The organism is Thiomicrorhabdus sp. (assembly GCF_041583835.1).
Taxonomy (GTDB): domain Bacteria; phylum Pseudomonadota; class Gammaproteobacteria; order Thiomicrospirales; family Thiomicrospiraceae; genus Thiomicrorhabdus.
The window spans coordinates 21,304-44,869 of record NZ_JBFHFC010000021.1 but is presented as its reverse complement, the minus strand read 5'-3'; the positions used below and the strand labels follow the sequence as shown (position 1 = coordinate 44,869).

The following is a 23,566-nucleotide window of genomic DNA, read 5'->3' as shown; positions in this document are numbered from 1 at the left end:
GCATACCGACCCGAATCACAGGCTTATAAGGTAATTCCACTTGTTTGTTCTCTATATTCAGATCTATTCTTGAAATGTAAATTTCATTCGGAGCGAGTTTGGAAATATCCTGGATATAGTAACGGTGGGTTTTGTTTTGTAATTTGTCGTCAGGCACAATGCTGGCGTGGCCGTCGTCGTAATTGATCCGGATAATTTCCTGGCCGTTTTCGCCGATATAACGAATCTGATTGTAACGGCCCCGCGTTTGAGAAACGGTTTTATAGGTGTCGGCAAGTTGGGTTTTTATCGCTTGATTGAAGTTCTGATTCACCAGGGCGCTTGGTGTCATGGGGAGTGAGCCGAGTGTCAGCAGGTCTGATAAAACCGATTCGTATTCCTGAAAGATGGAGGTTTCATGCAGCTTAAGCAGGCGGAGTTCTTGTTGCTTTAAATATTGAAACTCTTGATTGGATTTTACGTTATACCAGCTGCTAATAATCAGGCCTACGGCGAGTAATAAACCAATAAAGACAAGTAGAAATTGCTTTATGAGAGCGCACTGTTTGGGGGTGAGTCTACTTAACATTTGGCCGTGTTTGTTCTGCTTATACAGAGCGTTGCCTGTAATGGTTGATATTTATTTTGCATTTTAAAGGGTAAGCCCGCTGCTTAAAAATCCGGTTCAGTATATCCATATTTTATGTAGGGTGTCTAGAAAAGCAGCGGTGACGGATATAGATTTAATTTTGTATGTAGGAGATTTATCGTGATTGGCGGTTTTGCAAACGAGTTCGTACGGTTTGCCAGACGTTTAGCCAGTGAAAATGCGCGATAAAGATATAAAGTACGCTTCCGATCATGACGCCCAGAATCATGTTACCGAAGAAGAACGGTTGCCAAATGTGTGGAAATACTTCGTTGAACCACTGTTCCGAGGCGATAGGGATGTTCGAAGAAATGTCGTATAGGTCTTCGGTTCCCATGACAAACACACCGAATTTATAACCGCCGTACCAGATAGGCCACATGGTGATCGGGTTGGTAATCCAAGCCAGAGCGGTTGCCAGGGGAATGTTGGCTCGCAGGTAATAGGCAAACACCGACCCCAAGACCATTTGGAAGGGAACCGGCAACATCATGCAGAACGAACCGATAAATCCGGCGCGTGCGAATGATTTACGATCTCCAGCCCAATAGATTCGGTCTTTGAAGCGGGGAAAATATTTATTCAAAAAAACCGAGCGCTTGGTTTTACGCCCGATTTGATGAATTTTTAAACGGATATAACGAAACATATCGATATCTTAGCAGAGTTTGGCGAAAGTATTTGCTCGTATTGTTAAAAAACAAATTAAAAACAATTACTTAATTGCCTGGTATTTAGGTAGTCGAAGTTCGACGGTGTCGAATTTCAACGGGTGGATATCCGGCAGGCCGTCTTTAAATTGTATTGCACGTTCGCCTTGAATCAACGGTAACAGGTAGTCCAAGGCCGCTTCGGTGACATCCATGCCGTCCTCGGTGATGAACTCGTCCGGCACGCGGTATTCCAAGTCGGCAACGGCAAACAGGTCGATGTTTTTGTAACGCCACGTCAATGGGTTGTGCCCGATGGCTTCGACGACCGGTAATACGCCGTGTTCGCCGTCAAGCGCTGCTTGCACCGCTGCCTGACCGGCACCGTATGCCATTTCCCAATCGGTTTGCGAAACCAGGTGGCTGGCGGCGCGTTGCAGGTAATCGGGCACGGCGCTGTGGGTTTTGCAGTCGAACTCTTTATTGACGATTTTAGCGATCGTATGTGCGACGCCGCCAAGTTGGGTATAGTCTTTCAAATGGGTGTGTTCGACGTTTTCGATGGAGATGTACTGACCGTTTTCATCGGTTAAGCCTTCCGAGACGATGCAGGTGCAGTAGCCTTTGGTTTCCATGAAATAACGGACTTTCTGAAGGAATTGTTCGCGTTTGAAAGGGCGTTCGGCCGTTAGGACGATTAGCGGTACGTCCGGAATTTGTTTTTTGATCAAACCGCCTGCAATCGCCAGCCAGCCGGCGTTACGTCCCATCGCTTCGATAGCGAAAAAGCGGGTGGAGGTATTGTGCATCGAATACAGGTCTAAGGTTGCTTCAAGTAAGCTGGTCGCTAAGTATTTGGCGGCGCTGCCGAAACCGGGACTGCAATGCGAAAGCGCCAGATCGTTGTCGATGGTTTTAGGTACGCCGATACAGACCACCGGATGACCGTGTTCCGAACAATAGTCTGCAACCTTTTGCGCGGTGACCATTGAGCCGTTGCCGCCGTTGTAAAAGAAGTAGCCGATGTCATAGGCCATGAAAACTTCCAGAACGCGTTGATATTGAGCCGGGTTTTCTTCAATCGGGTCCAGGTCGAAACGGCAGGCTTGGAATGCGGCGGCGGGCTGATTCTTGATACGTTCCATCACGTCGCCGGAAAGTTGGCTGACGTCGACTAATTGTTCTTCAAGTACGCCCTTAATGCCGTTGATGGCGGCGTAAATCGTTCCGAACGTTTCAGGATGAGCATGGCATTTTTCGATCACACCTGCGGCACTGGCGTTAATCACCGCTGTCGGGCCGCCCGCTTGGGCGAAAAGAACGTTTTTCGAGGGTTTGTTGTGTGAATGAGATGTGCTCATGATCCTAGCCTATCAATTTTATTAATAGGCATTATAAACGAATTACAAGCGTTTCTAGGTTGCTTTTTAATGACGCTTCAGTTGCAGTTTTCCCTGCTCGATTTGCAGGCAAGACTCGCCGGAAAGTACCGATCTTAAAGGCGCTTCGACCAATAATTTGCGCCAACCGCTTAGGGCGTCCGATTCTGGCGTACGGATCATTTTAAGCAGTTCCGATTTATGAATCAGGTTGTGTAGATTGATGTGGTAGTCGTGGGCGACTTGCTGGCAGAAACTCATGCACAATCCGACCAAAACGTCTTCTTGCGGACTGATCGGTTCCGGCTTCGGTTCCGGCTGCGGCCAGGAATCCGGCGAAGAGGCAAACACCTTGTCGATACATTCAATCCATTGATCACCAAAATCGCGAACGGATGAGGACTTGACGTTCGGCACTTTGTAGAGTGCTTCGACGACCTGCGGAGGACGTTTGGCGATGCCGATAATCACTTCGTCGCTCATAACCCATTTTTTAGGCTGGTTATGTTCGATCGCAAAGCGTTCGCGCCATTCGGCCAAAGCGTGAACGATCGCAAGTTGCTTCGGTTTGAAGTTGCGTACGCCTTTGACTTTTTCACCTGCCGACGCCGGATCGGGTCTGTACAAGGTTTCGTTCAGCAAAGCATCGCAGTCGTGCTGGATGGCGGCTTTCTGTTCCGGGCTTAGGTTGTGGATGAATTTTTCATACAAGGGAGCCAGATAATGAACGTCATCGATAGCGTATTGAATCTGTTCTTCGGTCAGAGGGCGCGCATGCCAGTTGGTGCGAGTTTGGGTCTTATCCAGTTTATGATTCAATTCGGCTTCGACCACACGCGCAAAACCGGCTATATCGCCGTGTTTGAAGAAGATGGCGGCCAACTGGGTATCGAAAATTGAAACGGGCATTTTATGTGCGAGTTGATACAATACTTCAATGTCTTGACGGGCCGAATGAAACACTTTGAGCAGGTCGGGTTGGATCAGTAGATCGATTAAACCGGTTAATTGACCGTTTTCCTGAATAGCCAGCGGATCGATAATCGCCACTTCGCCCAGATTGTCTTGGATTTGTACCAGACTCAGTTCGGCAAAGTAAGTGTCGGTACGGACGAATTCGGTATCGATCGCGATCCAGTTGATGTCGGCATGATCAATCAAATGCTGACTGTAACGGTTCAATTCGTCTTCGGTTTGGATATAAAGATAGGCTATATTTTGCATAGCCAAAGTGTAAGAGTAACCTCAATTGAGAGCAAGGATAATTGTGTGAAAAAGCAAAAGATTCATATTTTGGGTATTGCGGGAACGTTTATGGGCGGCATTGCCCAGATCGCTAAAGCGATGGGGCACGACGTAAGCGGTTCGGATAAAGCGATTTATCCGCCGATGAGCACACAATTGGAACAGGCTGGCATTGAGGTTAGCGACGAACAGGATCTGGAATTTTTAAAAGCCGAACCCGATGCGGTGGTGATCGGGAATGCATTGAGTCGCGGCCATGTTGCCGTCGAAGCGACCTTGAACGCCCAGCAGGTGTATACCTCCGGTCCGCAGTGGTTGGCGGAAACGATTCTTAAAGACCGTTGGGTAATTGCCGTGGCCGGTACGCACGGCAAAACTTCGACCGCCTCGATGGTGGCGTGGATTTTGGAATACGCCAAGCTTAATCCGGGCTTCTTGATCGGCGGCGTACCCGAGAATTTCGGGGTTTCCGCACGTCTGGGCGATTCGCCGTTTTTTGTGGTGGAAGCGGACGAATACGACACCGCCTTTTTTGACAAACGTTCCAAGTTCGTTCATTACCGCCCTAGAACGTGCGTGTTGAATAATTTGGAATTCGATCACGCCGATATTTTCGATTCGATCAAAGATATTCAAAAGCAGTTCCATCATCTAGTGCGCACGGTGCCGGGTAACGGTCTGATTGTGATGCCAACCGACGAACCGAATCTGGACGAAGTGATTGAAAAGGGGTGCTGGACGGCGGTCGAAAAGCAAGGCTCGGCAGGCGAATGGAGTTACAAGCTATACGAACAGGATGGCTCGGAATTCGAGGTGATGTTTAGAGGCAGTTGCATGGGACGGGTCAAATGGTCGATGAGCGGTTTGCATAACGTGCGTAATGCATTGAGTGCGATTGCCGCTGCCGTGCATTGCGGCGTACCGGCGCGTATTGCGGTGGAAGGCTTGTCGGAATTTAAAGGTATCCGTCGCAGAATGACCCTGATCGGCGAAGCCGATGATATTCAGATTTACGATGATTTCGCACATCATCCGACGGCGATCGCGACGACCTTGCAAGGGGCGAGAAACCAGCTTAAAAAGCTGAACAGGCCCGGTCGATTGGTCGCCGTGTTCGAACCGCGTTCCAACACCATGCGAATGGGCGTTCATGCACAGACATTACCGGCGGCCTTCTCGGAAGCGGATGCGGTTTATGCGTTTATCGATTCTGCCTGGAACTGGCAGTTGCCATTGGAGGCTTTCGAGGCGCCGGTGGTGGTTGAACATGAGTACGAAAGCCTGTTGAAACGTTTAACCGAAGAACTCCAGCCAAACGATACTGTGGTGATTATGAGTAACGGCGGTTTCGGCGGTATTCATTACAAATTGTTGAGCGCACTGGAAAATCGTTGATGTGGGCGTTGCTTGAAATTGGCGTTTTAATTTTGGTGGTGGCTTGGATTGTCTGGATGATCAAGCCGCCTAAGAAACAAGACGAAAAGTCACATAAATAATCAAACCTCAGGAAGGAACTTCAACTATGCCCGCTTCGATTGAGGTTCCGCCGATTCCCGAAAGATTCGAATCGTTGGTATGGCAAATTTTAAATGCCGAGGAAACGATCAGCGAATATCGGTTGATGCTGTATTTGGCGTCGAAAGGGCTGGAAGAGTTCAAACCGGACTTGGAGCCTTTGACAATGTTCCGGTCGCATTTTCTATTGTTCCATCTGCTTTATCGTCTCCAAGACCGCTGGCATGAAGAATGTCGCGGTTGGTTGAGCATTCATACCACGGACATTCATCTCGATGAAAACAGCCCGGTTGCCAATGCCTCCGGCAATTCTCAATCCGAACTGCTTAAACACGATCCGATCAAATCTTACTATTTGGACTACAACGAATTTTTAAGTACGCAGCAAGAAGACGTGCTTGGATTATTGGACGATTTTTGGCGAACAATGGCCGGAGAACCGCTTCAACCGATTGATTCGGCGGCTAAGTCGAACGCACTGGAAACCTTAGGCTTGGAGGAGGAGTCGTTATCTTCACAGCAAGTGAAGCAACGGTTTCGTGCTTTGTGCCAGCAACATCACCCCGATAAGGGCGGCGACCCTAAACGGTTTAGACAAATTTGCGACGCCAAAGATATTTTGTTATCGAGTTTAAGGTCGTCTTCTTAATAAATTTTAAGTGGCTGTAAATCGCGAATTGCCATCTAGGAACAGAACTGTTCTTAAAACAAATTTCTTATTGATAATTGTCAATATTAATACCCATTATCCAATGGGACACCCAATAAGTAACTATTCTAAGTTATTAATATTTAATACTTTTATTAGTTTTGCCTGATATTTAAAACTTTTCCCTCTCTATAAAAAGAAACTGTTCTTGGAAAGCCATTTTAATTTTATGGTTATGGGAGAATGGATGAGAAACAATAAAATAATAATAAGCATAGCGGGTTAAGCGTCATTCTCCTCAATTGGATACGCTTCAGCCGCTTATTGATGGAGTGGCTTATAGTGAACTATTTTTTAAATTTAAAGCTTAAAACCAAGTTGATTACGGTATTGGTCGCCGTACTCCTTTCTTTTGTTTTTATCGCCGGTTTGAACCTATACGGCCAATATAAACAAATGTCTAAAGACAAAGCTTTATTGATCGAATCCGTGGTGGACGGGTTGACCGATCAGGTCATAAACCTCAGCCAACAAGCCAAAGAAGGCAAGATGTCCGTTGAAGAGGCTCAAGGTTTGGCAAAGACTTTGATTGCTGCTTATCGTTATGACAATGGTAATTATATTTGGATCAATGATTATGAGCCTAAGATGGTCATGCATCCAATTAAACCCGAATTAAACGGCAAAAGTTTGAAGCAGTCCAAGGATCCGTACGGGGTTTATCTATTTAACGAGATGGTTGCGGCCGTCAAACAATCCGGTTCCGGGTATGTCAGTTATTACTGGAGCAAACCCGGAAGTGATAAGCCGGTAGAAAAACTGAGTTATGTCAAAGGCGTAAAAGAGTGGGGATGGATTATCGGCACGGGACTGTATGTCGATGACGTTAAAGCCACCTTGATCGACGAGTCGATTAAAACGGCGGTGATTATCGCGATTGTTCTATCCATTATTTCCGGGTTGTTCTTCGCTTTGAACCGTTCGGTCGTGTCTCCGGTGTTGATGATGTCGAATGCGTTGGGACAAGTACGCGATCAAGGCGATTTGACGGCGCAGATCAATTTGAACCAGAAAGATGAAATAGGCGAGATCGTTCGTCAATTCAACGAACATGTGGCATTTCTTCGTGAGACGTTTTCCGAAGTTAATCGGGTGGTGGCACACATTGCGATGGGTGAGTTTAAGGAACGAATTAACTTACAGATGGAAGGTGATTTCCTGAAACTGAAAAATGGGGTGAATCACTCTGCAGGACAGATCGACTCGACCATGCAGGAGTTGGTCGGTGTCATGCATGCGCTGTCCGAGGGGAATTTTTCGGTTAAGATCGAATCCGATGCGGAAGGCGGTTATCGGGAAATTCTCGATCAGAGCCAAGCCACCATAGATGTTTTAAACGCTTCCATTAACGGGATTGTCGGGGTGATGGAAAATATGCGGGCGGGACGCTTCGATCAAAGAGTGACCGTCGACGTCAAAGGCGATTTGGCTAAATTGAAGGACGGCATCAACCAGTCGATGGCCAACCTTGATAATGCCGTGAAAGATTTGACTAAAGTGATGGTGGCGCAATCAAAAGGCGATTTGACGCAGAGTATTACCAATAATTACGAGGGCGAACTGCATACCCTTAAAGAAGCGGTAAACACCAGCATCAGAAACTTGAATTCAATTGTGGCGGACATTCTCGATGTGTCGAGTAATGTGGCCGATACGTCGGGCGAGGTTTCGGAAGGTTCGTTGAGTTTGAACGAACGGACCCAACAAATGGCGGCGTCGCTAGAGGAAACCGCCGCTTCCATGGAGCAGATTACCGCAACGGTTAATCACAATATGGATACGTCCAATCAGGCCAATCAATATGCGGTTCAGGCTTCCGAGGAGGCTAAAAACAGCGGGGCAATCGCCAGTCGGGCCGTGGAAGCCATGCAAAGTATTACCGAGTCTTCCAAGCGTATCGCCGAGATTATCACTTTGTTGGATAGCATTACTTTCCAAACCAATTTGTTGGCGTTGAACGCAGCGGTTGAGGCGGCAAGGGCGGGTGAGCACGGACGGGGATTTGCCGTGGTTGCAGGTGAGGTTCGTTCTTTGGCTCAGAAGTCTGCAGAAGCGTCGAAAGAGATTAAGGTCTTAATCGAGGCATCGGTTGCCAATGTCGAAAACGGTTCCAAGTTCGTTGTGCAAACCGGTGAAACGCTGGAGAGCATTAACCAAACCATTCAAAAGGTTGCGGATATGGTTTCGGAAATTACCGGCGCTTCGAAAGAACAGGCGCAGGGCATTTCACAGATCAATCAGGCAGTGACCAATTTGGACGCCGTTACCCAGCAGAATGCGGCCTTGGTAGAAGAGACTTCGGCTTCTGCCGAAACCTTGAATCACCAATCAGCCAATTTGAAATCGTTGATGGAGTTCTTTGAAATTTTAGATAAGAAGGCCGGTGGAGAAAGCCTGATTCACAAACAGTAATGACGGTACAGGTTACTGATCTAGCGCTGTTGCCGTTGATGAGTTTGGACAAGCCGAAGGTTCGTTAGCTTTCGGCGTTAAACGCTTTATGAAATGTCACCGTACCTTTGGGCACCTTGTCGTAGAACGGTAGAACGAGGAATACTTCCTGTGGAATGCCTTCATGAATCAATTGCGGAAAATTCTTAAACCCGAAACGGTTGTAGTATTCCGGCATGCCTACCAATGCGCAACCTTGTGCTCCCAAGTCTTTTAATTCAGATAAGCCTTTGTTGATTAATGCTGTTCCGATGCCTTTTTGCTGATATTCGGGTAACACGGATATAGGCCCCAATCCGAACCATTCCTGCGTTCCGTCAGAGATTTCGATAGGCGAAAAAGCGATGTGCCCGACGATTTGGCCGTTGATTTCAACTACTAACGAAAGTGTTAACGCTTCCGCCGCTCTTAATGCCCTGATGATAAAGTGTTCAGTCTGACGGCTGATAGGGTGGCTTTTGAAAGCTTCAACGGTAACGTTGGTAATGGACTCAAAATCGGCTGGGGTTTCTTTTCGAATAATCATGCTGATTACTCTAATCGAAATTCGCCTGAATTCAATAGCGTGTCGGGGCGATAGTGATTCATCAGAGCGTCCGACCACATACGGGCGCGTTCGGGCAGGCCGTTGTTCAGATAGTCTTGCACTTGTTGATAAACCGCTTGTTTAAAGCTTGCAGACGGTTGATTGTCTAATGCCAGGTTGTCGGCGCTAAACTGAAATGGAAAACCGGCGGACTGCGAAAAAATCCATTCCAACGCCTGCGGTTTGACTTCCACCTTCTCGAATTCCGCTTGTTGTTCAACCGTGCGTCCGTCCGGTTCGTACCAGTAACCAAAATCTTCCAACAAACGTCTTTCTTTTCCCGCAACACACCAATGCGCGATTTCGTGCAGGGCACTGGCAAAAAAACCGTGGGCGAAAATGATACGGTGATGCGGGTGTTGATCGTCTGCCGGACGGTAGATCGGTTCTTCTTCGCAACAGACCAGTTCGGTGTTGTAGGTGGGAATAAAAAGGGCGTTAAACAGTTTAACGGCTTGTTCGGGGGTATGATTCATGGTGTTCGAAAGTGGCGAAATTGATTGCGGGGAATCGTAAGAAGTCATGGAAAGGATGAGTGTTTATATAATAACACTCATCCACAAAGGCCTGGATTACAGGTTTGCCATCACGCGGCGGGCCGCATCGACGGTGGCGTCGATATCGGCATCGGTGTGAGCCGATGAGACAAAGCCCGCTTCGAAAGCCGAAGGCGCCAGGTAAACGCCTTCATCCAACATGCCGTGGTAGAACGCTTTGAAGCGTTCCATATCACCTTTGGCAACTTGTGCATAACGGCTGATGTTTTTCTCTTCGTTGAAGAAGAATCCGAACATGCCGCCGACTTGGTTGGTGGTGAACGGGATGTTGTTTTCGTCCGCCGCTGCTTGCAAGCCTTTGACCAAACGGGTGGTTCTTGCTTCAAGTGCTTCGAAGAAGCCTTCTTCGCTAATTAATTCCAAGGTTTTCAAACCGGCCGCCATGGCAATTGGGTTGCCCGAAAGTGTTCCCGCCTGATAAACCGGGCCAAGAGGCGCAATGTGTTCCATTACTTCGCGTTTACCGCCGAAAGCGCCGACCGGCATACCGCCGCCGATGACTTTACCGAAGGTAGTCAGGTCAGGGGTGACGTTATAGCGACCTTGTGCACCGGTCAGGCCGACACGGAAACCGCACATGACTTCGTCGAAGATCAAAACCGAACCGTGTTGGTCGCAAACTTCGCGCAGAGTTTCCAGGAAACCTTCTTCCGGCGGGATACAGTTCATGTTTCCTGCCACCGGTTCGACGATGATACAAGCGATCTGGTCGCCGATTTCCGAGAAGACTTTTTTAACTTCTTCCGCATCGTTGTGCGTCAGAGTCAACGTCTCTTCGGCTAGCGCCGCCGGAACACCCGGAGAAGAAGGAACGCCTAGCGTTAAAGCACCGGAACCGGCTTTAACCAACAAAGAGTCGGAATGGCCGTGGTAGCAGCCTTCGAATTTAACGATCTTGTCGCGTCCCGTATAGCCACGTGCCAGACGAATCGCGGTCATGGTAGCTTCGGTACCTGAACTGACCATACGAACCATGTCGATGGAAGGAATCAAGTCACAGACCAAATCAGCCATCGTGGTTTCGATTTTGGTCGGCGCACCGAAGGATAAACCGTCTTCGGCTTTGTCTTGAACGGCTTTAATGACTTGCGGATGAGCGTGCCCTAGAATGGCCGGACCCCAGGAACCGACATAATCGATGTAGCTTTTATCGTCTTCATCAACCAGATACGCGCCTTTGGCGGCCTTAAAGAACACCGGATCACCACCAACGCCTTTAAAAGCGCGGACAGGTGAGTTGACACCACCGGGAATATGTTTCTGGGCGGCTTGGAATAGGTCGTGTGAATTGCTCATCGGGTTTCCTTTAATGCGTGATCTGATAATGTCTGGACTTAAAGTTTCGGGCTCATCTGCTTGATGCGTTCTTTCACCAAGTCAAACTGCACTTCGCCGATCTGTTGATAGACGATGTTGCCGTTTGGCGCGATCAAAAAGCTGGTCGGTGTTAATAGTACTTCACCGAACGCTTTAGAGAGTTTGCCGTCGCTGTCCATAACGAAAATAAACGGGTAAGGGTTGTTCTGAATGAATTTCTGAACTTGCGAAGCCGGGTCGTATTGCATGGAAATGGCAACCAGTTCAAAACGGTCTCCCAACTCTTGCTTCATTTTGGCCAAATGCGGCATTTCGGCAATACAGCCGGGACAAGAGGTCGCCCAGAAATTGACTAATACCGGTTTTTTAGGATGGCTAAGGTCGATGCTTTGACCTTGGGTGTTGTTAACGGTTACGGCAGGTGCCTTGCCTAATCCGTCGGAAAAGACTGTGAAGTAGAGCAGGGTGGCCAGCAGTGCAATGACTAATAAGCCGAAAAGTTTACTACCAATGTTTTGCATGGGATTGAATCACTTTTTATATGGGGTGAAAAACTACTCTATATACAAAAATCGGGTCTACATTGCAGCAATGGACCCGATTTAAAACAAGCGTTATTTTCGATGCGGTTTTATTCAGCCGTAATCGTCTCGACGCCGTTTGGCGTTCCGCAAAGGAAAACGTCCGCTTTACGGGCAGCAAATAGACCGTTGGTGACGACACCGACGATGCTGTTCAGTTCGTTTTCCATCGCAACCGGATCGGTAATTTCCAAACCGTGAATGTCCAGGATCACATTTCCGTTGTCGGTAGTGAAGCCGTCGCGTAGCACAGGTTCGCCGCCGAAACGTTTAACGATTTCGCGGGCAACATAGCTGCGAGCCATTGGAATGACTTCAACCGGTAGCGGGAATTTACCTAAAACGTCTACTTTTTTGCTGTCGTCGGCAATGCAGACGAATTTTTTGGCAACCGCCAAAACGATTTTTTCGCGAGTCAAAGCACCGCCGCCGCCTTTTACAAGGTGAAGTCCTGGATCGGCTTCATCGGCGCCGTCGATGTACACGGACATTTCAGCGACCGAGTTCAAGTCTAAAACTGGAATACCATGACCTTTAAGACGTTCCGCCGTGGCTTCAGAACTGGCGACGGCACCTTCAATGGTTCCTTTGATTTTTGCCAATTCGTCAATGAAGAAGTTTGCGGTTGAACCCGTTCCCACACCGATGATAGTGTCCGGTACGACATACTCGATCGCTGCTTGAGCTACTTTTTGTTTTAGTTCATCTTGTGTCATGATTATCTCTCTAATTATTTTATTGATTTAATTTTGTCGCTATTTTTTGTGGCGTAATTGTAATCAATAACATGGAGGTTGTATAGCGTTGCACTTGCCGTGAAAATACAAGGCTGAAGCCGCCGACAATGATCGGCGGCTTGTTGAATGCTCAACCTTGGTTTATTTAGGCGCTTTGTATAAAACCGGTGGTGGTTCTACGTCCGGTTTATCGGCAGCAAGTTGAGGAGGCATGGTGCCTTCCTTACGTTCGAAAGTTTCAACAATCATCCCTGATTGTGAGACATAGTACATGTCCGGATAGACGTGTACCGCTTTGAATGTCATCGGACGGATTTGGCGAGCTTGTTCGGCAAGCGGCTTTCCTAGCGCCATATACATTCCGCAGATCGTCGAGCTGTTACCCACTTCTTTTTTTGGAAGGCGTTCGATATCTTTGTAACTCAACTGGCCGCGATGATTCAATTCATCATAGTAAGCTTTTTTATCTTCTTCGGATTCCAGTGTCGAGTAGTTCACACACATATCCAGATTTTTCATCTCGCTTATTTTGGTCTCTCCAGCTTGAACCGAGCCGATCATCAAGCCTGAAACAAGGATGCCGTAAAAGCTTTTTTGGATGTTCTTTTTCATTCTATGTACCTATTATTATTAAGGTTTTTTGATAGGTAAAACGCCGGGTAGTGTACCTTTAACCCATCAAAAAATCCAGTCTTTTGCCTGGTCTTAGTGCATGTCGCCATGGTTATGGTTCATTGGCATACTCATGGTTTTCAACGACTTAACCGGCATAGAAACCGCTTTTTGGCTACCGTCTTCAAACTTAAGTTTTAACTTGACGGTTTGTCCTTGTTGAAGGGGCTCTACCGGTTCGATCAACATAATGTGCAATCCGCCAGGTTGAAGTACGGCTTGACCGTGAGCGGGAATGTTGATGTTTTCGATCTTGCGCATGCGCATAACGCCGTTGTCGTTGCTGTGCGTGTGTAGTTCAACCACTTCCGCGGCTCCGGATTGGGCTTCAACCAGTTTAATGTCCTGATCGCTGTTATTGGTCAATGTCATGAAGCTGGCGCTGGCCGGTGCACCGGGAGGTACTTCACGGGCGTAAGCGTTGCTGATTTCGATCTGTTCGGCCTGGTCGGCAAAAACGCTGAAAGAACTGAATGAGGCCATGGTTCCGAAAGCGATGGCGACAAGTTTGGTTTTGAACGATGAAGGTAATGACATGATGATTTCCTTTGATTGTAAGTCCCTAAAAGGGGGTGAAGCCGTTTAGAGAAGATTTTAGTCTAAATAGTGATTCTCGTTTAATTTTCAAGGTATTTACGGATGGTTTTTATAAATTGTTCCGGATGGGTTGCATGCGGAAGTTGTTCCCGTAATTTGCCTTGCTGATCGACGACATAGGTGAATGCAGAGTGATCCACTGCGTAGTTGGTTCCGTTATTGGGATCGTCGACTTTCGCATAAACCACACCGTAATGGCGACTGATTTCGGCGATCGTCGCCGGGTCAGCGGTCAAACCGATGATGTTGGATTCGAAATAATCCGAGTATTGCTTCAATCGTTTCGGGGTATCGCGTTCGGGATCGACGGAGATGAATAGAATTTGTATCTTGGCTTTTTCTTCCGGCGTTAATTGACGGTAAGCAACGGATAAATTCCCCAGATTGGTCGGGCAGATATCAGGACAGTAAGTGTAGCCGAAATAGATTAATACCAACTTGTTTTTGAAATCGCTTAAGGAGTGTTTGCCGTCCGCGGCGGTGAGCGTAAAGTCGCCTCCGACCGGAGTGTCGTTTGATATCAGTTTGGCTTCCGTTGCGGCGGTGTTCTGGCTGGGAACAAAGAAAGAGCCAATGCCTAAAAGAATGCCTAGACCGATGATGGTAATCAGATATTTGGTTTTCACGCTGAGGTGTCCTTGTTTAAATCAAAAAAACCGCCGGGAAGAGATTCCGAGGCGGTTTTAGAAAAGTTCATACTAACTGACGCTTAGAACTTAGCGGTAACTTTTGCCCAGACGTTACGACCCGGTTCATTAACTTTGTAGATGTTCCCTGTTGTAGGGTCTTCACGGTTAATGTGGTTGTAGTAGGCGTGGTCGAATAGGTTATCAACACCGGCCGATAGGCTAAAGGTTTTATTGACATTATAACCCGCATAAAGATCCACCGTACTCCAAGCCGGAGTGGCTTTTTCGTCGATGACGTCGTAAACCTCATCCTGTTCGGTTGCAAAGTTGAAGCGTCCGCCGGCGTACATTTTTTCGGTGTAATATTCCGCAAAAACGTTACCCGATAACGGTGTCATGCTCGCCAAGTTGGTGTTGTCCGTGGTGTTGTCGCCTTTGGTTAACGCCGCATTGAAACCGGTTTTGAATGCTTGGTTAACATAGTAAGTGGCCGCTAGTTCCATTCCGTAGATGGTGGCGTCTTTGTTAACGTAGACGGATGAACCTGCCGCATTTTTAGTTCTTAGGATGTAATCTTCAACCGAGTCGTAGTAGGCCGATGCACTAACGTCGTAAGACTTGGTGTTACGGCTGACGCCGATGTCGAACTGGTTGTGTTTTTCAGGATTCAAATCCGGGTTACCAACCCACCACATGGAAGGCATGGAACCGCCTTTGTTCATGAAACGCTCGGTCGCATCAGCCGTGCGGGTTGAGTGGCTCAAGCCTGCGAACCAGCTGACGCCGTTATTGTATGCACGCTCGTAACGGGCCAATGCATTCCAGTTTCCTTCGTCTACCGATGTATCGCCGGAGTAGTCGCTGTTGGCATTGGTGTATAGGTTGGTAGCCATCATGTTCACGTCGCGCGCTTCGGCTTTAACCTGGTCGTAACGCAAGCCAAGAATCACTTTCTGGTTGTCGCGGAACAAAGAGGTACTTTCTGCGAATACGCTGTTTTGTTCGGTTAAGACATCCGGCCACATTTTGAACAATAGGGCATCCGGATCCGGGTAACGGTTGTATAGAGAAGCTTTCTTCTGTTCGGATTGAAGAATGACCCCATAGTCCAGTTTGGTGTGGCCGAATTGGCTGGTTAAGGTTACTTTACCGCCGGTTGTTTCGGTTTTAGACGGAGTTTCCATTAGTTTGGTTGGATCCATCGCAGTGCGTAGTTCAAAGTTGTTCATGACGTGTTCGACGTTTGACTGATACACTTCGACTTTTAAGCCTTGCAGGTTCTTAGCCAGGTTTTTACCTTCATAGCTCAGACGCTTGATGTCTGCATCGGACAGTGGCGCATCCATGCTGGCACCTTGATATAACGCATCGTCAGTGCGGCTTTTCTCGTAAGAGAATTTGAATTCGTTGTTCGCGTCCGGACGCCATCCTAAATCGATACGGCCTTGTTGGCTTTCATAGCTGGAATTGACTTCGTCTCCATTCCCGTCTTTATAGTTGTCAGCCGACTTTTTAGAACCTTGAAGTACGACATAACCTTTGTCGCTACCCGCCGCCACTTTGGCGTTCAAGTCTTGGGTCAGTCCGTTAGAAGCGGTTGCCGCGCTGATTTCACCTTGATAAGGTTTGCCTTCTTCAAAGGTTGGAGCCGTGCGTTCGAAAATTACGGTTCCGCCTGTTCCGCCGGCACCGTACTGTACCGATTGAACACCTTTGATGACGGTGACTTTGTCATAACTACCGACTTCGGCGTAAGAGGTTGGAGGGTCCATGCGGTTAGGACAGCCGCCGGCAATTTCGGCACCGTCTAGAATCACGTTTAACTGAGTGTTTTGCTGACCGCGAATTTGAACGTCAAGACCGTGACCGCCCATGCGAATGGCATCCACGCCGTTAAGTTGTCTCAAGATTTGTCCCGTTTCCGTATTGCCTGTGTGCGTCAACTCTTCAGAGGTGTAAGTTTCTTGCTGAGAGGCTTCTTTCTTATCGACGACTTCAATGGTCGTGATGTCCGCAGCAAATACCGCGGAAGGTGCGGAAAGCGCCGCTAAAATAGCAATGGAAAGTTTTTTTCTTGAAAACATGATTATGCCTTTAGTCTAGGATAGTTGATATTTAATTTGCGGGTATTTTACTAATCCATATTGTTGGTAAGGGTTGAGATATTCTTAACGGTTTGCCGTGAAGTATTGAGGAATGTTTGAATACATGATGTCGATCAATTATCACGTGTTTTCATCGCACAATTCATCCAGTTTTATAAATGCTATAATGGCCGCCAGTTTTATTCTTCAATAAATGTTTTAGCCGTGTTCCATTGAATGAGCCTAAGGAAGTTGAATGCCAGAAGAAATTTTGCGCCGAGTGTTAACCGTTCCCGTTTATGACGTTGCCGAGGAGACGCCGCTTGAGGTGGCGCCTTTGTTGTCTAAACGTTTGCAGAATAATGTGTGGTTGAAACGCGAAGATCTGCAACCGGTGTTTTCGTTTAAATTACGCGGTGCCTATAACTGTATGGTGCATTTGAACGAAGAGCAGAAAAAAGCGGGTGTGATTGCCGCGTCGGCGGGGAACCATGCGCAGGGCGTTGCTTTGTCGGCTTCCAAGATGGGCATTAAGGCGACCATTGTCATGCCGCGAACCACGCCGCCGATCAAAGTTAATTCGGTTAAAAACTTGGGCGGTAATGTTGTGTTGCACGGCGACACTTTCGACGAAGCTTCCAAATACGCTAAACAATTGATGGCGGAAGAGAACCTGACGTATATCCATCCGTATGATGATTTGGATGTGATTGCCGGGCAGGGCACCATTGCGCTCGAGATGCTTCGTCAGCACAGTAAACCGTTCGACGTGATTTTTGTCGCGGTCGGCGGCGGCGGATTGATTTCCGGTGTGGCTTCCGTTATTAAACAGGTATCCCCTAAAACCCGGATTATCGGGGTGGAACCGGAAGATGCCGCTTGTATGACCGAAGCCTTAAAGGCCGGCGAGCGAGTGGTGTTGGATCAGGTCGGTTTGTTTGCCGATGGTGTGGCCGTCGCTCAGGTTGGGGAAATTCCGTTTAGAATCGCGCAAACTTGCGTTGACGAAATGATCACCGTTAAAACCGATGAGATTTGCGCTGCGGTCAAAGATATTTTTGAAGATACGCGTGCGATTGCCGAACCAGCCGGTGCAGTGGCGTTGGCGGGAATGAAGAAATTCGTCGAAAAGTATGAAGTTTCCGGTTTGGAAATGGCGTCGATCGTCAGTGGTGCGAATATGAATTTCGATCGTTTGCGTCATATTTCCGAACGTACCGAACTGGGTGAAAAACGCGAAGCGATTTTTGCGGTAACCATTAACGAGCAGCCGGGCAGTTTCAAACAGTTTTGCGAACTCTTGGGCGGACGACGTTCGATTACCGAATTCAATTACCGTTATTCCGATCCAAAATCGGCGGTGGTATTTGCCGGGGTGCGAACCGAAGGCGGACGTCCCGAACGCGAAGCGATCCTGAACGAACTGGCGTCCAAAGGTTATGCGGTGGAAGATATGACCGATAACGAAATGGCGAAGCTGCATTTGCGTTATATGGTCGGCGGTCACGCCAACGGCGTTCAAAACGAATTGTTGTACCGTTTCGAGTTTCCCGAAAGACCGGGGGCGTTGTTGCAATTTTTGTCGCAGATGAGCGAAGAGTGGAATATCAGTCTGTTCCATTATCGAAACCATGGCGCAGCCTACGGACGTGTTTTGGTTGGCGTACAAGTGCCGCCGGAACAAAGTGACGACTTTGAGGTTTATTTGCAGAATTTAGGCTATCCGTTCGTGAATGAACAGGATAATCCCGGTTATCGTCTGTTTTTAAAGTCGAAACAGTAATAAGGTATTTTCAGGTTTGAATTGAATTGAATTGGATGGTTGAAACCGTCTGAGTCAATTTGAATGTGTTTGACAGGCCCGGTAAGAAGCGTTTCTTACCGGGCCTGTTTTGTTTTTGGCTTGGCGGTCGAACGGATTATTTCAGTTGATCGCAAATATGGGTTTGGCTGTTGCCTTGGTCGTCAATCTCTAAAGTCGGCAGCTTAGGCATGAAACCTTGCTGTTGCATCTCTTGTGTACAGGATTGAATCTGTTTGAAGATTTTAGAATCTTGTATTTCCCGACTGAATTTCAATGCTTCTGTTTGTGCTTCATCACGTTTCCCATCGCTGCATAAGGCTCTTAATTTGTTTTCCAAGCGACTCATGTTTTCTTGATTTTTTTGCAGTTCGATTTCGTCGATTTGTTGTAGGCAGCGCTGCATTTCGTTCATTTGTTGAATCATTTGCTGCATGTGGACGTTTTCCATCGACGACATGTTTTCCGCGTTGGCTTGCGGCAAGTAAGCTAGAAAAGAACCCAGTAATAGGGTGAAAAGCGGGCGTAAAAGCGTATGCATAACCTCTCCTTTATTTGTGTTTGAGGTGCGGGTACAGGCTGGCTGTTCATGTTCGTTCGACGGTATGTGTTTGTAAACGCATCGCAGAGGTTGAACGAAAGCTGGGGCTTGTTGTTTATTGTGGTTGGTGCCGGGAATTAACCGTTGTTTCGGTATCAGCATTCCCGGCTACGGACGAGCTTTTAAGTGGAAAACGAATTAATGTTCGGACTGTCTAAAGTCGCTGAGACGTTTGATCAAGTATTCCAAGTCGGCACGTTTTTCTTCTTTTTCGTGTACTTTTTCTTCGATAAAGTCGACAACCGGAACATGCAGTTTTTTCTTGTCCAGTCGGTTGATGTTGCTGATGCCGCCCGGATTCAATACGTTGACTTCCAGGATTTTGTCGCCAATCATGTCGACACCGACGAAATAGAGGCCGTCGGCCGCCAGGCGAGGGCCGATTTTACGGCAGACCGCCATTTGCGAATCGGTCATTTTGTATTTGTGTGCGGTTCCACCCACTTGAATGTTGGCACGCACGTCACCTTCAGGCGGCTTGCGGTTATAAGCACCAAGGAATTTTCCGTTTAACATCAATACGCGAACGTCACCATCTTCGGCGCCTTCGATGTATTCTTGGATGATAATGTAGTTATCGTCGCCTTGGCCGTGAATATAAAAATCAAGGATCGAATTAATATTGGATTGAGCGTTTTTCTCAAGTACGATCACGCCGTGTCCGCCCGAACCGACCAACGGTTTTAGAATGACTTTGTCGCCCGGCATTTCGTCGATGGTGTGGCGAATGAACTCTTTGTTTTTGGAGACATAAGTGATCGGCAAGAAGTTGTTGTTTGGATCGTTGAACGTGGTGGTATACAGTTTGTTGTTGGCTTTACGCACGCCGTCGATGTCGTTAATGATGACACATTCGTCCTTGATCGCATCCAGGAAGTTGAACATGATCGGGTCGATTGGCGGATCCTTGCGAATCATTAGGCTGTCCAGGCCGTGCAAAGGCGTCAGCGTCTGTTTGAAGGTTACTTTTTTGTAGAACTGGACGATGTTCTCGGGAATCTTATCCATTTTCTCTACTTTTTTAACGTATCCGTAGGCGATGTTATTGCGCACGGTCAGGTTTTGGGGGTAGAGAATGAAGACGTTATGTCCTCGTTTCATACACTCTCGAATGATCAAAATGGTGGAATTTTTGGTTGGTTCGATTTGATCCCAGTTTGCAATAATAAAGCCGATATTCATTAGTCGTTACCTATGTAAAGAGGCCAAAAATTGTGAACAGCGTATGTGTTCAAAGAGTGATGTGATACCCGTTCAAGACGGCTGTAAAGATAGGACGAATTATCGGTTAATTTGTAAAAATGTAAAGCAAAGCGTGACAATTAATCGCAAACTAATGCGAAAAAATACAAAAAGAAAGATGGAATTGTTCGTGTAGAGGAGGGGGGGGGGCAGTTGAAAGCTATCCTGCCGGTCGGTTTGATCGCCGGCAGGACCATCGGGGCGACGGCTTAGCTTTCAAGCAAATCTAATTGTGCGTCGTCTTTTTGATCTTGGTTGATTCGGCTGGCGATCGGCCCGCTTTGATTGCGGTATTTTGCATCAGCACGTTTATTGTAGGGTTTAACAGCGGCGCTGGATAGCGTCTCGAAATTGATGGCGCAGATGTCCATGCCCGGACGCAGAGCCAGAGGAAGTTTACCGCTATTGAAAATTTCAAGTACGATTTGACCGTGCCAGCCCGGATCGATACGGTGAGCGGTTACGTGAACCATCAACCCCAAACGCGCCAAGCTCGAACGTCCGTCCAACCAGCCGACCAGGTCATCGGGAATGGTGACCGATTCAGCCGTTGCCGCCAACGCCAACTCGCCGGGATGCAAAAAGAATGCATCGCCTTCGGGAATTAGAATCTCTTCGCCCATGACAGTGTCCATAATCGCTTGCATTTCGTCGCGCGGACCGCTTAAGTCAATGAAAGGGGCGGTGTGGTCATTGAAGACGCGGAAGCGGTTATCCAGACGTAAATCGACACTGATCCCTTTGATTTTGTCTTGCGTTGGTTGCGGGTCAATGGTTATTTTGCCCACTTTAAGGTATTGGATAATGTCGCGATCGCTTAATTTCATAGTGGTTTGGGAAGCTCTTCTAATATAAGGGTAATAGTTTTTTCAGATTCGATATTATAAACGTCAATGCGTCCGGGAAAATAGTCATATCTCGGTAGTAACCATATTTTTACTTTGGCCTTACTGGTCTCAAAACGATACTGTTCGCTTTCCACGCTGGTTTCCAGGTCGGCTAATTCGAGATTTTCGGCTTCCCCGTAAGGTTCAACCGTGACGGCATCCTGAGCTCCGGTATCTTGTAGATAGAAGTTGTTCAGAGGTTGTTGGTTGAGTTTGGCGTACTGTAATGCATAGGCCATTGAAACCATATCGAATAGTTTGGAATGCAGCGGCCAGAAGCGGTCTTTTTCCACATAATGCACTTGAACCGGATCGGTTTCGGTTTTAACGAATTTAACGGTTTTCAGTATTTCAGGTGTTTTGGAATTAGTGTGCGTGGTTTTTTGATAACTCTGCCAAATCAATTCGTTGTCGGTCTGCTTGAGATGAATAACTTCTTCGGTGGCTTCGTTAATGAACATGCTGGCCAAACCGCTGGGTTTTGCCTTAGCGGTCAGAGTGCACTCCTGTCCATTGCATTCCAGGGTTTGTACCGAAGTACCCAGTTTGATATCAAAAGCCTGCACTTCGTACTTGGCGGAAAACGTTTTAATCGTAGCGGCATGAGCGGCATGGGTTGCAAAGAGTAAAGTCAGTGCAAAGAATGAGAACAACGAAAAAGAGCGATGTTTATTCAAAACGAAGTTCGAGAATCGACTGTTTGAGGTTGGGTGGAACATGCGGCACGGACTCCCTTAAATGAAGGTTGCTTGGCGTAACATTGCGTCAGTTCACTGCCGGTTCCGCGATTTGCATCGACTCGAGTTGCAGTGGTTGAAGCAGAGGACTGTGATTATACCAGGCCTGCCCATTTTCATATTTCAACTTGCCTTCCGCGAACCATTGAACCACAAGAGGGTAAGCGATATGTTCCTGACGATGAATTTTTTCCCTGAGGCTTTCTGCATCATCCTCTGGAACGATATCCACGGCTGATTGCAGAATGACCGGGCCGCCGTCGAGTTCCGGAGTCACGAAATGGACACTCAAACCGTGTTGGGCGTCTCCGGCATCAATGGCTTTTTGGTGCGTATTCAGGCCTGGATATTTAGGTAATAAAGAGGGATGAATATTGAGCATTCTACCAAGGTAGTGCTCGGTGAAACCGTCGGTCAGGATGCGCATGAAACCTGCAAGCACCACTAAATCGACCTGTTTAGCGTCAATCTGTTTTTTTAATTCGGCATCGAATGCGGCACGGTCCGGATAGTTGCGATGGTCAATCGCCAAATGTTCGATGTTGGCGGTTTGCGCCCGCACTAAACCATAGGCGTCAGCCTTGTTGGATAAAACCAAAACAATTTCGTAGAGATCGGGATGATGTTGCTGATGCTCGATTATCGCTTGAAGGTTGGAACCGCTTCCTGAGATAAGAACGGCAATACGCAAAGGTTGTTTCATAGGTCGATTTGTTCGAGTGGTCGTTAAAAAGGCCTCTAACGGAGTTGTATCGAGATTTTAGAGACCGGATAGTCGGCTGGCAATTATGTGTTGCCAGCCGTCGGTTTTTTAACCCTTAAATAGGGAAACGCTTGGTTCCGCTTGATCCGAAGCTTCGATTTGCCCGATGACGGAAACGGTTTCACCCATTTGGGTTAAGGCGTCAATCGCTTTCTGCTGATCGTTTTGGTCAACCACGATGACCAGACCGATACCGCAGTTGAACGTACGGTGCATCTCTTCATACTCGACGTTACCGGCTTCTTCCAGCCAGTCGAATACTGCAGGACGCTGCCAGCTGTTAGTGTCGATCTTAGCCATGGTGTTTTCAGGCATGACGCGAGGAAGGTTCTCCAATAGACCGCCACCGGTAATATGAGATACCGCATGAACTTCAACCGACTTCATTAATTCCAATAGGGATTTAACATAGATTTTGGTCGGTGCCATTAAGGCATCGATCAACGGTTGTCCGTCGATGTCTTTTTGCAGGTCAACTCCGGAAACTTCGATGATTTTACGAATCAACGAGTAACCGTTAGAGTGTGGGCCGCTGGAAGCCAAACCAAGCATGATGTCACCGGCTTTTACTTTGGTGCCGTCAATCAAATCCGCTTTTTCGACAATTCCGACACAGAAACCGGCAAGGTCGTAGTCGCCTTTAGGGTACATGCCAGGCATTTCAGCCGTTTCACCACCGATCAACGCACAGCCTGACTGCAAACAGCCTTCGCCGATTCCTTTGACGACGTCCGTAGCAACGGCAACGTCCAAGTGGCCGGTCGCATAATAGTCGAGGAAGAATAAAGGCTCCGCACCTTGTACGATCAGGTCGTTAACACACATGGCGACCAAGTCGATTCCGACCTGATCGTGTTTGCCGCTGTCGATTGCAAGACGCAGTTTGGTACCGACACCATCGGTTCCGGAAACCAATACCGGATTTTTATATTTATCCATTGGCAGTTCAAATAGGGCTCCAAACCCGCCTAGAGAAGCGGATACTTCAGGGCGCGCCGTTGCTTTGGCAATGGGTTTGATCGCGTCGACTAACGCGTTTCCTGCATCGATGTCGACACCGGCATCTTTATAGCTGATCGATTGGTTGTTTGAAGTCATAGCGTTTTTCTAATTTCCAATTAAAAGGCTTTGTTAATGCGAAGCGCCTCGGTATGCTTGTTACGGAGCCATTTGGATGCGGGGCGGGGCCTTTGCAAAA

23 protein-coding genes are annotated in these 23,566 nt (G+C 47.6%); 4 read left to right on the top strand and 19 right to left on the bottom strand.

Annotated features, from left to right (window positions below; genetic code table 11):
• The 4 genes from ABY044_RS09925 to ABY044_RS09910 all read right to left on the bottom strand — a co-directional run.
• The coding region (locus tag ABY044_RS09925) for a hypothetical protein (protein WP_373020329.1) at nt 1-568 on the bottom strand (568 nt) is incomplete at its 3' end.
• 175 nt (nt 569-743) lie between these two features.
• Entirely contained in the window at nt 744-1,277 is a 534-nt protein-coding gene (locus ABY044_RS09920) for a DUF2062 domain-containing protein (protein ID WP_373020327.1), read from the bottom strand.
• A gap of 66 nt (nt 1,278-1,343) precedes the next feature.
• Entirely contained in the window at nt 1,344-2,639 is a 1,296-nt protein-coding gene (locus tag ABY044_RS09915; protein ID WP_373020325.1) for a 6-phosphofructokinase, read from the bottom strand.
• A 66-nt stretch (nt 2,640-2,705) separates the two neighbouring features.
• Nucleotides 2,706-3,881: a ribonuclease D gene (locus tag ABY044_RS09910; RefSeq protein WP_373020331.1), complete on the bottom strand. Its 1,176-nt coding sequence runs from the start codon at nt 3,879-3,881 to the stop codon at nt 2,706-2,708.
• A 45-nt stretch (nt 3,882-3,926) separates the two neighbouring features.
• Here ABY044_RS09910 and mpl point away from each other — a divergent pair, with 45 nt between their 5' ends.
• The 3 genes from mpl to ABY044_RS09895 all read left to right on the top strand — a co-directional run bounded on the left by mpl (nt 3,927) and on the right by ABY044_RS09895 (nt 8,538).
• Complete coding sequence (gene mpl / locus ABY044_RS09905; protein WP_373020323.1) at nt 3,927-5,297, top strand: UDP-N-acetylmuramate:L-alanyl-gamma-D-glutamyl-meso-diaminopimelate ligase; 1,371 nt, start codon at nt 3,927-3,929, stop codon at nt 5,295-5,297.
• Nucleotides 5,298-5,424: 127 nt separating this feature from the next.
• Entirely contained in the window at nt 5,425-6,066 is a 642-nt protein-coding gene (locus ABY044_RS09900; protein ID WP_373020321.1) for a DNA-J related domain-containing protein, read from the top strand.
• Between the two features lie 342 nt (nt 6,067-6,408).
• A complete protein-coding gene (locus ABY044_RS09895; protein ID WP_373020320.1) occupies nt 6,409-8,538 on the top strand; it encodes a methyl-accepting chemotaxis protein in 2,130 nt (709 codons plus the stop codon).
• Between the two features lie 64 nt (nt 8,539-8,602).
• On the opposite strand, the gene ABY044_RS09890 is transcribed toward ABY044_RS09895, so the two are convergent.
• From ABY044_RS09890 to ABY044_RS09850, 9 genes are all read right to left on the bottom strand, one after another.
• Nucleotides 8,603-9,103 carry a GNAT family N-acetyltransferase gene (locus tag ABY044_RS09890; RefSeq protein WP_373020319.1) on the bottom strand — a complete coding sequence of 167 codons (501 nt, stop codon included), beginning with the start codon at nt 9,101-9,103 and terminating at the stop codon, nt 8,603-8,605.
• A gap of 5 nt (nt 9,104-9,108) precedes the next feature.
• Nucleotides 9,109-9,639: an elongation factor P hydroxylase gene (locus ABY044_RS09885; protein WP_373020318.1), complete on the bottom strand. Its 531-nt coding sequence runs from the start codon at nt 9,637-9,639 to the stop codon at nt 9,109-9,111.
• 96 nt (nt 9,640-9,735) lie between these two features.
• On the bottom strand, nt 9,736-11,016 hold the full coding sequence (gene hemL, locus ABY044_RS09880; RefSeq protein WP_373020317.1) for a glutamate-1-semialdehyde 2,1-aminomutase: 1,281 nt from the start codon (nt 11,014-11,016) through the stop codon (nt 9,736-9,738).
• Nucleotides 11,017-11,054: 38 nt separating this feature from the next.
• Nucleotides 11,055-11,558 carry a peroxiredoxin family protein gene (locus ABY044_RS09875; RefSeq protein WP_373020316.1) on the bottom strand — a complete coding sequence of 168 codons (504 nt, stop codon included), beginning with the start codon at nt 11,556-11,558 and terminating at the stop codon, nt 11,055-11,057.
• Between the two features lie 110 nt (nt 11,559-11,668).
• Nucleotides 11,669-12,334 (bottom strand): ribose-5-phosphate isomerase RpiA, encoded by a 666-nt coding sequence (gene rpiA / locus ABY044_RS09870; RefSeq protein WP_373020314.1) that lies wholly within the window; start codon nt 12,332-12,334, stop codon nt 11,669-11,671.
• A 162-nt stretch (nt 12,335-12,496) separates the two neighbouring features.
• On the bottom strand, nt 12,497-12,967 hold the full coding sequence (locus ABY044_RS09865; protein ID WP_373020312.1) for a hypothetical protein: 471 nt from the start codon (nt 12,965-12,967) through the stop codon (nt 12,497-12,499).
• A 93-nt stretch (nt 12,968-13,060) separates the two neighbouring features.
• Nucleotides 13,061-13,564, bottom strand: a complete 504-nt coding sequence (locus tag ABY044_RS09860; RefSeq protein WP_373020310.1) for a copper chaperone PCu(A)C — start codon at nt 13,562-13,564, stop codon at nt 13,061-13,063.
• 80 nt (nt 13,565-13,644) lie between these two features.
• Nucleotides 13,645-14,250, bottom strand: a complete 606-nt coding sequence (locus tag ABY044_RS09855) for an SCO family protein (protein ID WP_373020308.1) — start codon at nt 14,248-14,250, stop codon at nt 13,645-13,647.
• A gap of 83 nt (nt 14,251-14,333) precedes the next feature.
• Nucleotides 14,334-16,337, bottom strand: coding sequence for a TonB-dependent receptor domain-containing protein (locus ABY044_RS09850; protein ID WP_373020306.1), 2,004 nt, complete (start codon nt 16,335-16,337; stop codon nt 14,334-14,336).
• Nucleotides 16,338-16,593: 256 nt separating this feature from the next.
• Between ABY044_RS09850 and ilvA the strand changes: the two genes are divergently transcribed.
• A complete protein-coding gene (ilvA, locus tag ABY044_RS09845; RefSeq protein WP_373020304.1) occupies nt 16,594-18,120 on the top strand; it encodes a threonine ammonia-lyase, biosynthetic in 1,527 nt (508 codons plus the stop codon).
• 136 nt (nt 18,121-18,256) lie between these two features.
• Here the strand turns inward: ilvA and ABY044_RS09840 are convergent, their stop codons facing one another.
• From ABY044_RS09840 to purM, 6 genes are all read right to left on the bottom strand, one after another.
• On the bottom strand, nt 18,257-18,679 hold the full coding sequence (locus tag ABY044_RS09840; RefSeq protein WP_373020302.1) for a hypothetical protein: 423 nt from the start codon (nt 18,677-18,679) through the stop codon (nt 18,257-18,259).
• Nucleotides 18,680-18,877: 198 nt separating this feature from the next.
• Nucleotides 18,878-19,921 carry a glutathione synthase gene (gshB, locus tag ABY044_RS09835; RefSeq protein ID WP_373020301.1) on the bottom strand — a complete coding sequence of 348 codons (1,044 nt, stop codon included), beginning with the start codon at nt 19,919-19,921 and terminating at the stop codon, nt 18,878-18,880.
• Between the two features lie 269 nt (nt 19,922-20,190).
• Entirely contained in the window at nt 20,191-20,808 is a 618-nt protein-coding gene (gene dcd / locus ABY044_RS09830) for a dCTP deaminase (protein ID WP_373020300.1), read from the bottom strand.
• Complete coding sequence (locus tag ABY044_RS09825) at nt 20,805-21,587, bottom strand: DUF3108 domain-containing protein (RefSeq protein ID WP_373020299.1); 783 nt, start codon at nt 21,585-21,587, stop codon at nt 20,805-20,807. The genes dcd and ABY044_RS09825 overlap by 4 nt, the downstream gene beginning before the upstream one ends.
• 46 nt (nt 21,588-21,633) lie before the next feature.
• On the bottom strand, nt 21,634-22,308 hold the full coding sequence (gene purN, locus ABY044_RS09820) for a phosphoribosylglycinamide formyltransferase (protein WP_373020298.1): 675 nt from the start codon (nt 22,306-22,308) through the stop codon (nt 21,634-21,636).
• A gap of 108 nt (nt 22,309-22,416) precedes the next feature.
• Nucleotides 22,417-23,466, bottom strand: a complete 1,050-nt coding sequence (purM, locus tag ABY044_RS09815; protein ID WP_373020296.1) for a phosphoribosylformylglycinamidine cyclo-ligase — start codon at nt 23,464-23,466, stop codon at nt 22,417-22,419.
• Nucleotides 23,467-23,566: the final 100 nt, after the last annotated feature.

Excerpts from the sequence above, each read along its gene's own strand:
- ABY044_RS09920 (WP_373020327.1), bottom strand. The coding sequence starts at position 1,277 with ATGTTTCGTTATATCCGTTTAAAAATTCATCAAATCGGGCGTAAAACC.
- ABY044_RS09915 (WP_373020325.1), bottom strand. The coding sequence starts at position 2,639 with ATGAGCACATCTCATTCACACAACAAACCCTCGAAAAACGTTCTTTTC.
- ABY044_RS09910 (WP_373020331.1), bottom strand. The coding sequence starts at position 3,881 with ATGCAAAATATAGCCTATCTTTATATCCAAACCGAAGACGAATTGAAC.
- ABY044_RS09900 (WP_373020321.1), top strand. The coding sequence starts at position 5,425 with ATGCCCGCTTCGATTGAGGTTCCGCCGATTCCCGAAAGATTCGAATCG.
- ABY044_RS09890 (WP_373020319.1), bottom strand. The coding sequence starts at position 9,103 with ATGATTATTCGAAAAGAAACCCCAGCCGATTTTGAGTCCATTACCAAC.
- ABY044_RS09885 (WP_373020318.1), bottom strand. The coding sequence starts at position 9,639 with ATGAATCATACCCCCGAACAAGCCGTTAAACTGTTTAACGCCCTTTTT.
- hemL (WP_373020317.1), bottom strand. The coding sequence starts at position 11,016 with ATGAGCAATTCACACGACCTATTCCAAGCCGCCCAGAAACATATTCCC.
- ABY044_RS09875 (WP_373020316.1), bottom strand. The coding sequence starts at position 11,558 with ATGCAAAACATTGGTAGTAAACTTTTCGGCTTATTAGTCATTGCACTG.
- rpiA (WP_373020314.1), bottom strand. The coding sequence starts at position 12,334 with ATGACACAAGATGAACTAAAACAAAAAGTAGCTCAAGCAGCGATCGAG.
- ABY044_RS09865 (WP_373020312.1), bottom strand. The coding sequence starts at position 12,967 with ATGAAAAAGAACATCCAAAAAAGCTTTTACGGCATCCTTGTTTCAGGC.
- ABY044_RS09860 (WP_373020310.1), bottom strand. The coding sequence starts at position 13,564 with ATGTCATTACCTTCATCGTTCAAAACCAAACTTGTCGCCATCGCTTTC.
- ABY044_RS09850 (WP_373020306.1), bottom strand. The coding sequence starts at position 16,337 with ATGTTTTCAAGAAAAAAACTTTCCATTGCTATTTTAGCGGCGCTTTCC.
- ilvA (WP_373020304.1), top strand. The coding sequence starts at position 16,594 with ATGCCAGAAGAAATTTTGCGCCGAGTGTTAACCGTTCCCGTTTATGAC.
- ABY044_RS09840 (WP_373020302.1), bottom strand. The coding sequence starts at position 18,679 with ATGCATACGCTTTTACGCCCGCTTTTCACCCTATTACTGGGTTCTTTT.
- gshB (WP_373020301.1), bottom strand. The coding sequence starts at position 19,921 with ATGAATATCGGCTTTATTATTGCAAACTGGGATCAAATCGAACCAACC.
- dcd (WP_373020300.1), bottom strand. The coding sequence starts at position 20,808 with ATGAAATTAAGCGATCGCGACATTATCCAATACCTTAAAGTGGGCAAA.
- ABY044_RS09825 (WP_373020299.1), bottom strand. The coding sequence starts at position 21,587 with ATGTTCCACCCAACCTCAAACAGTCGATTCTCGAACTTCGTTTTGAAT.
- purN (WP_373020298.1), bottom strand. The coding sequence starts at position 22,308 with ATGAAACAACCTTTGCGTATTGCCGTTCTTATCTCAGGAAGCGGTTCC.
- purM (WP_373020296.1), bottom strand. The coding sequence starts at position 23,466 with ATGACTTCAAACAACCAATCGATCAGCTATAAAGATGCCGGTGTCGAC.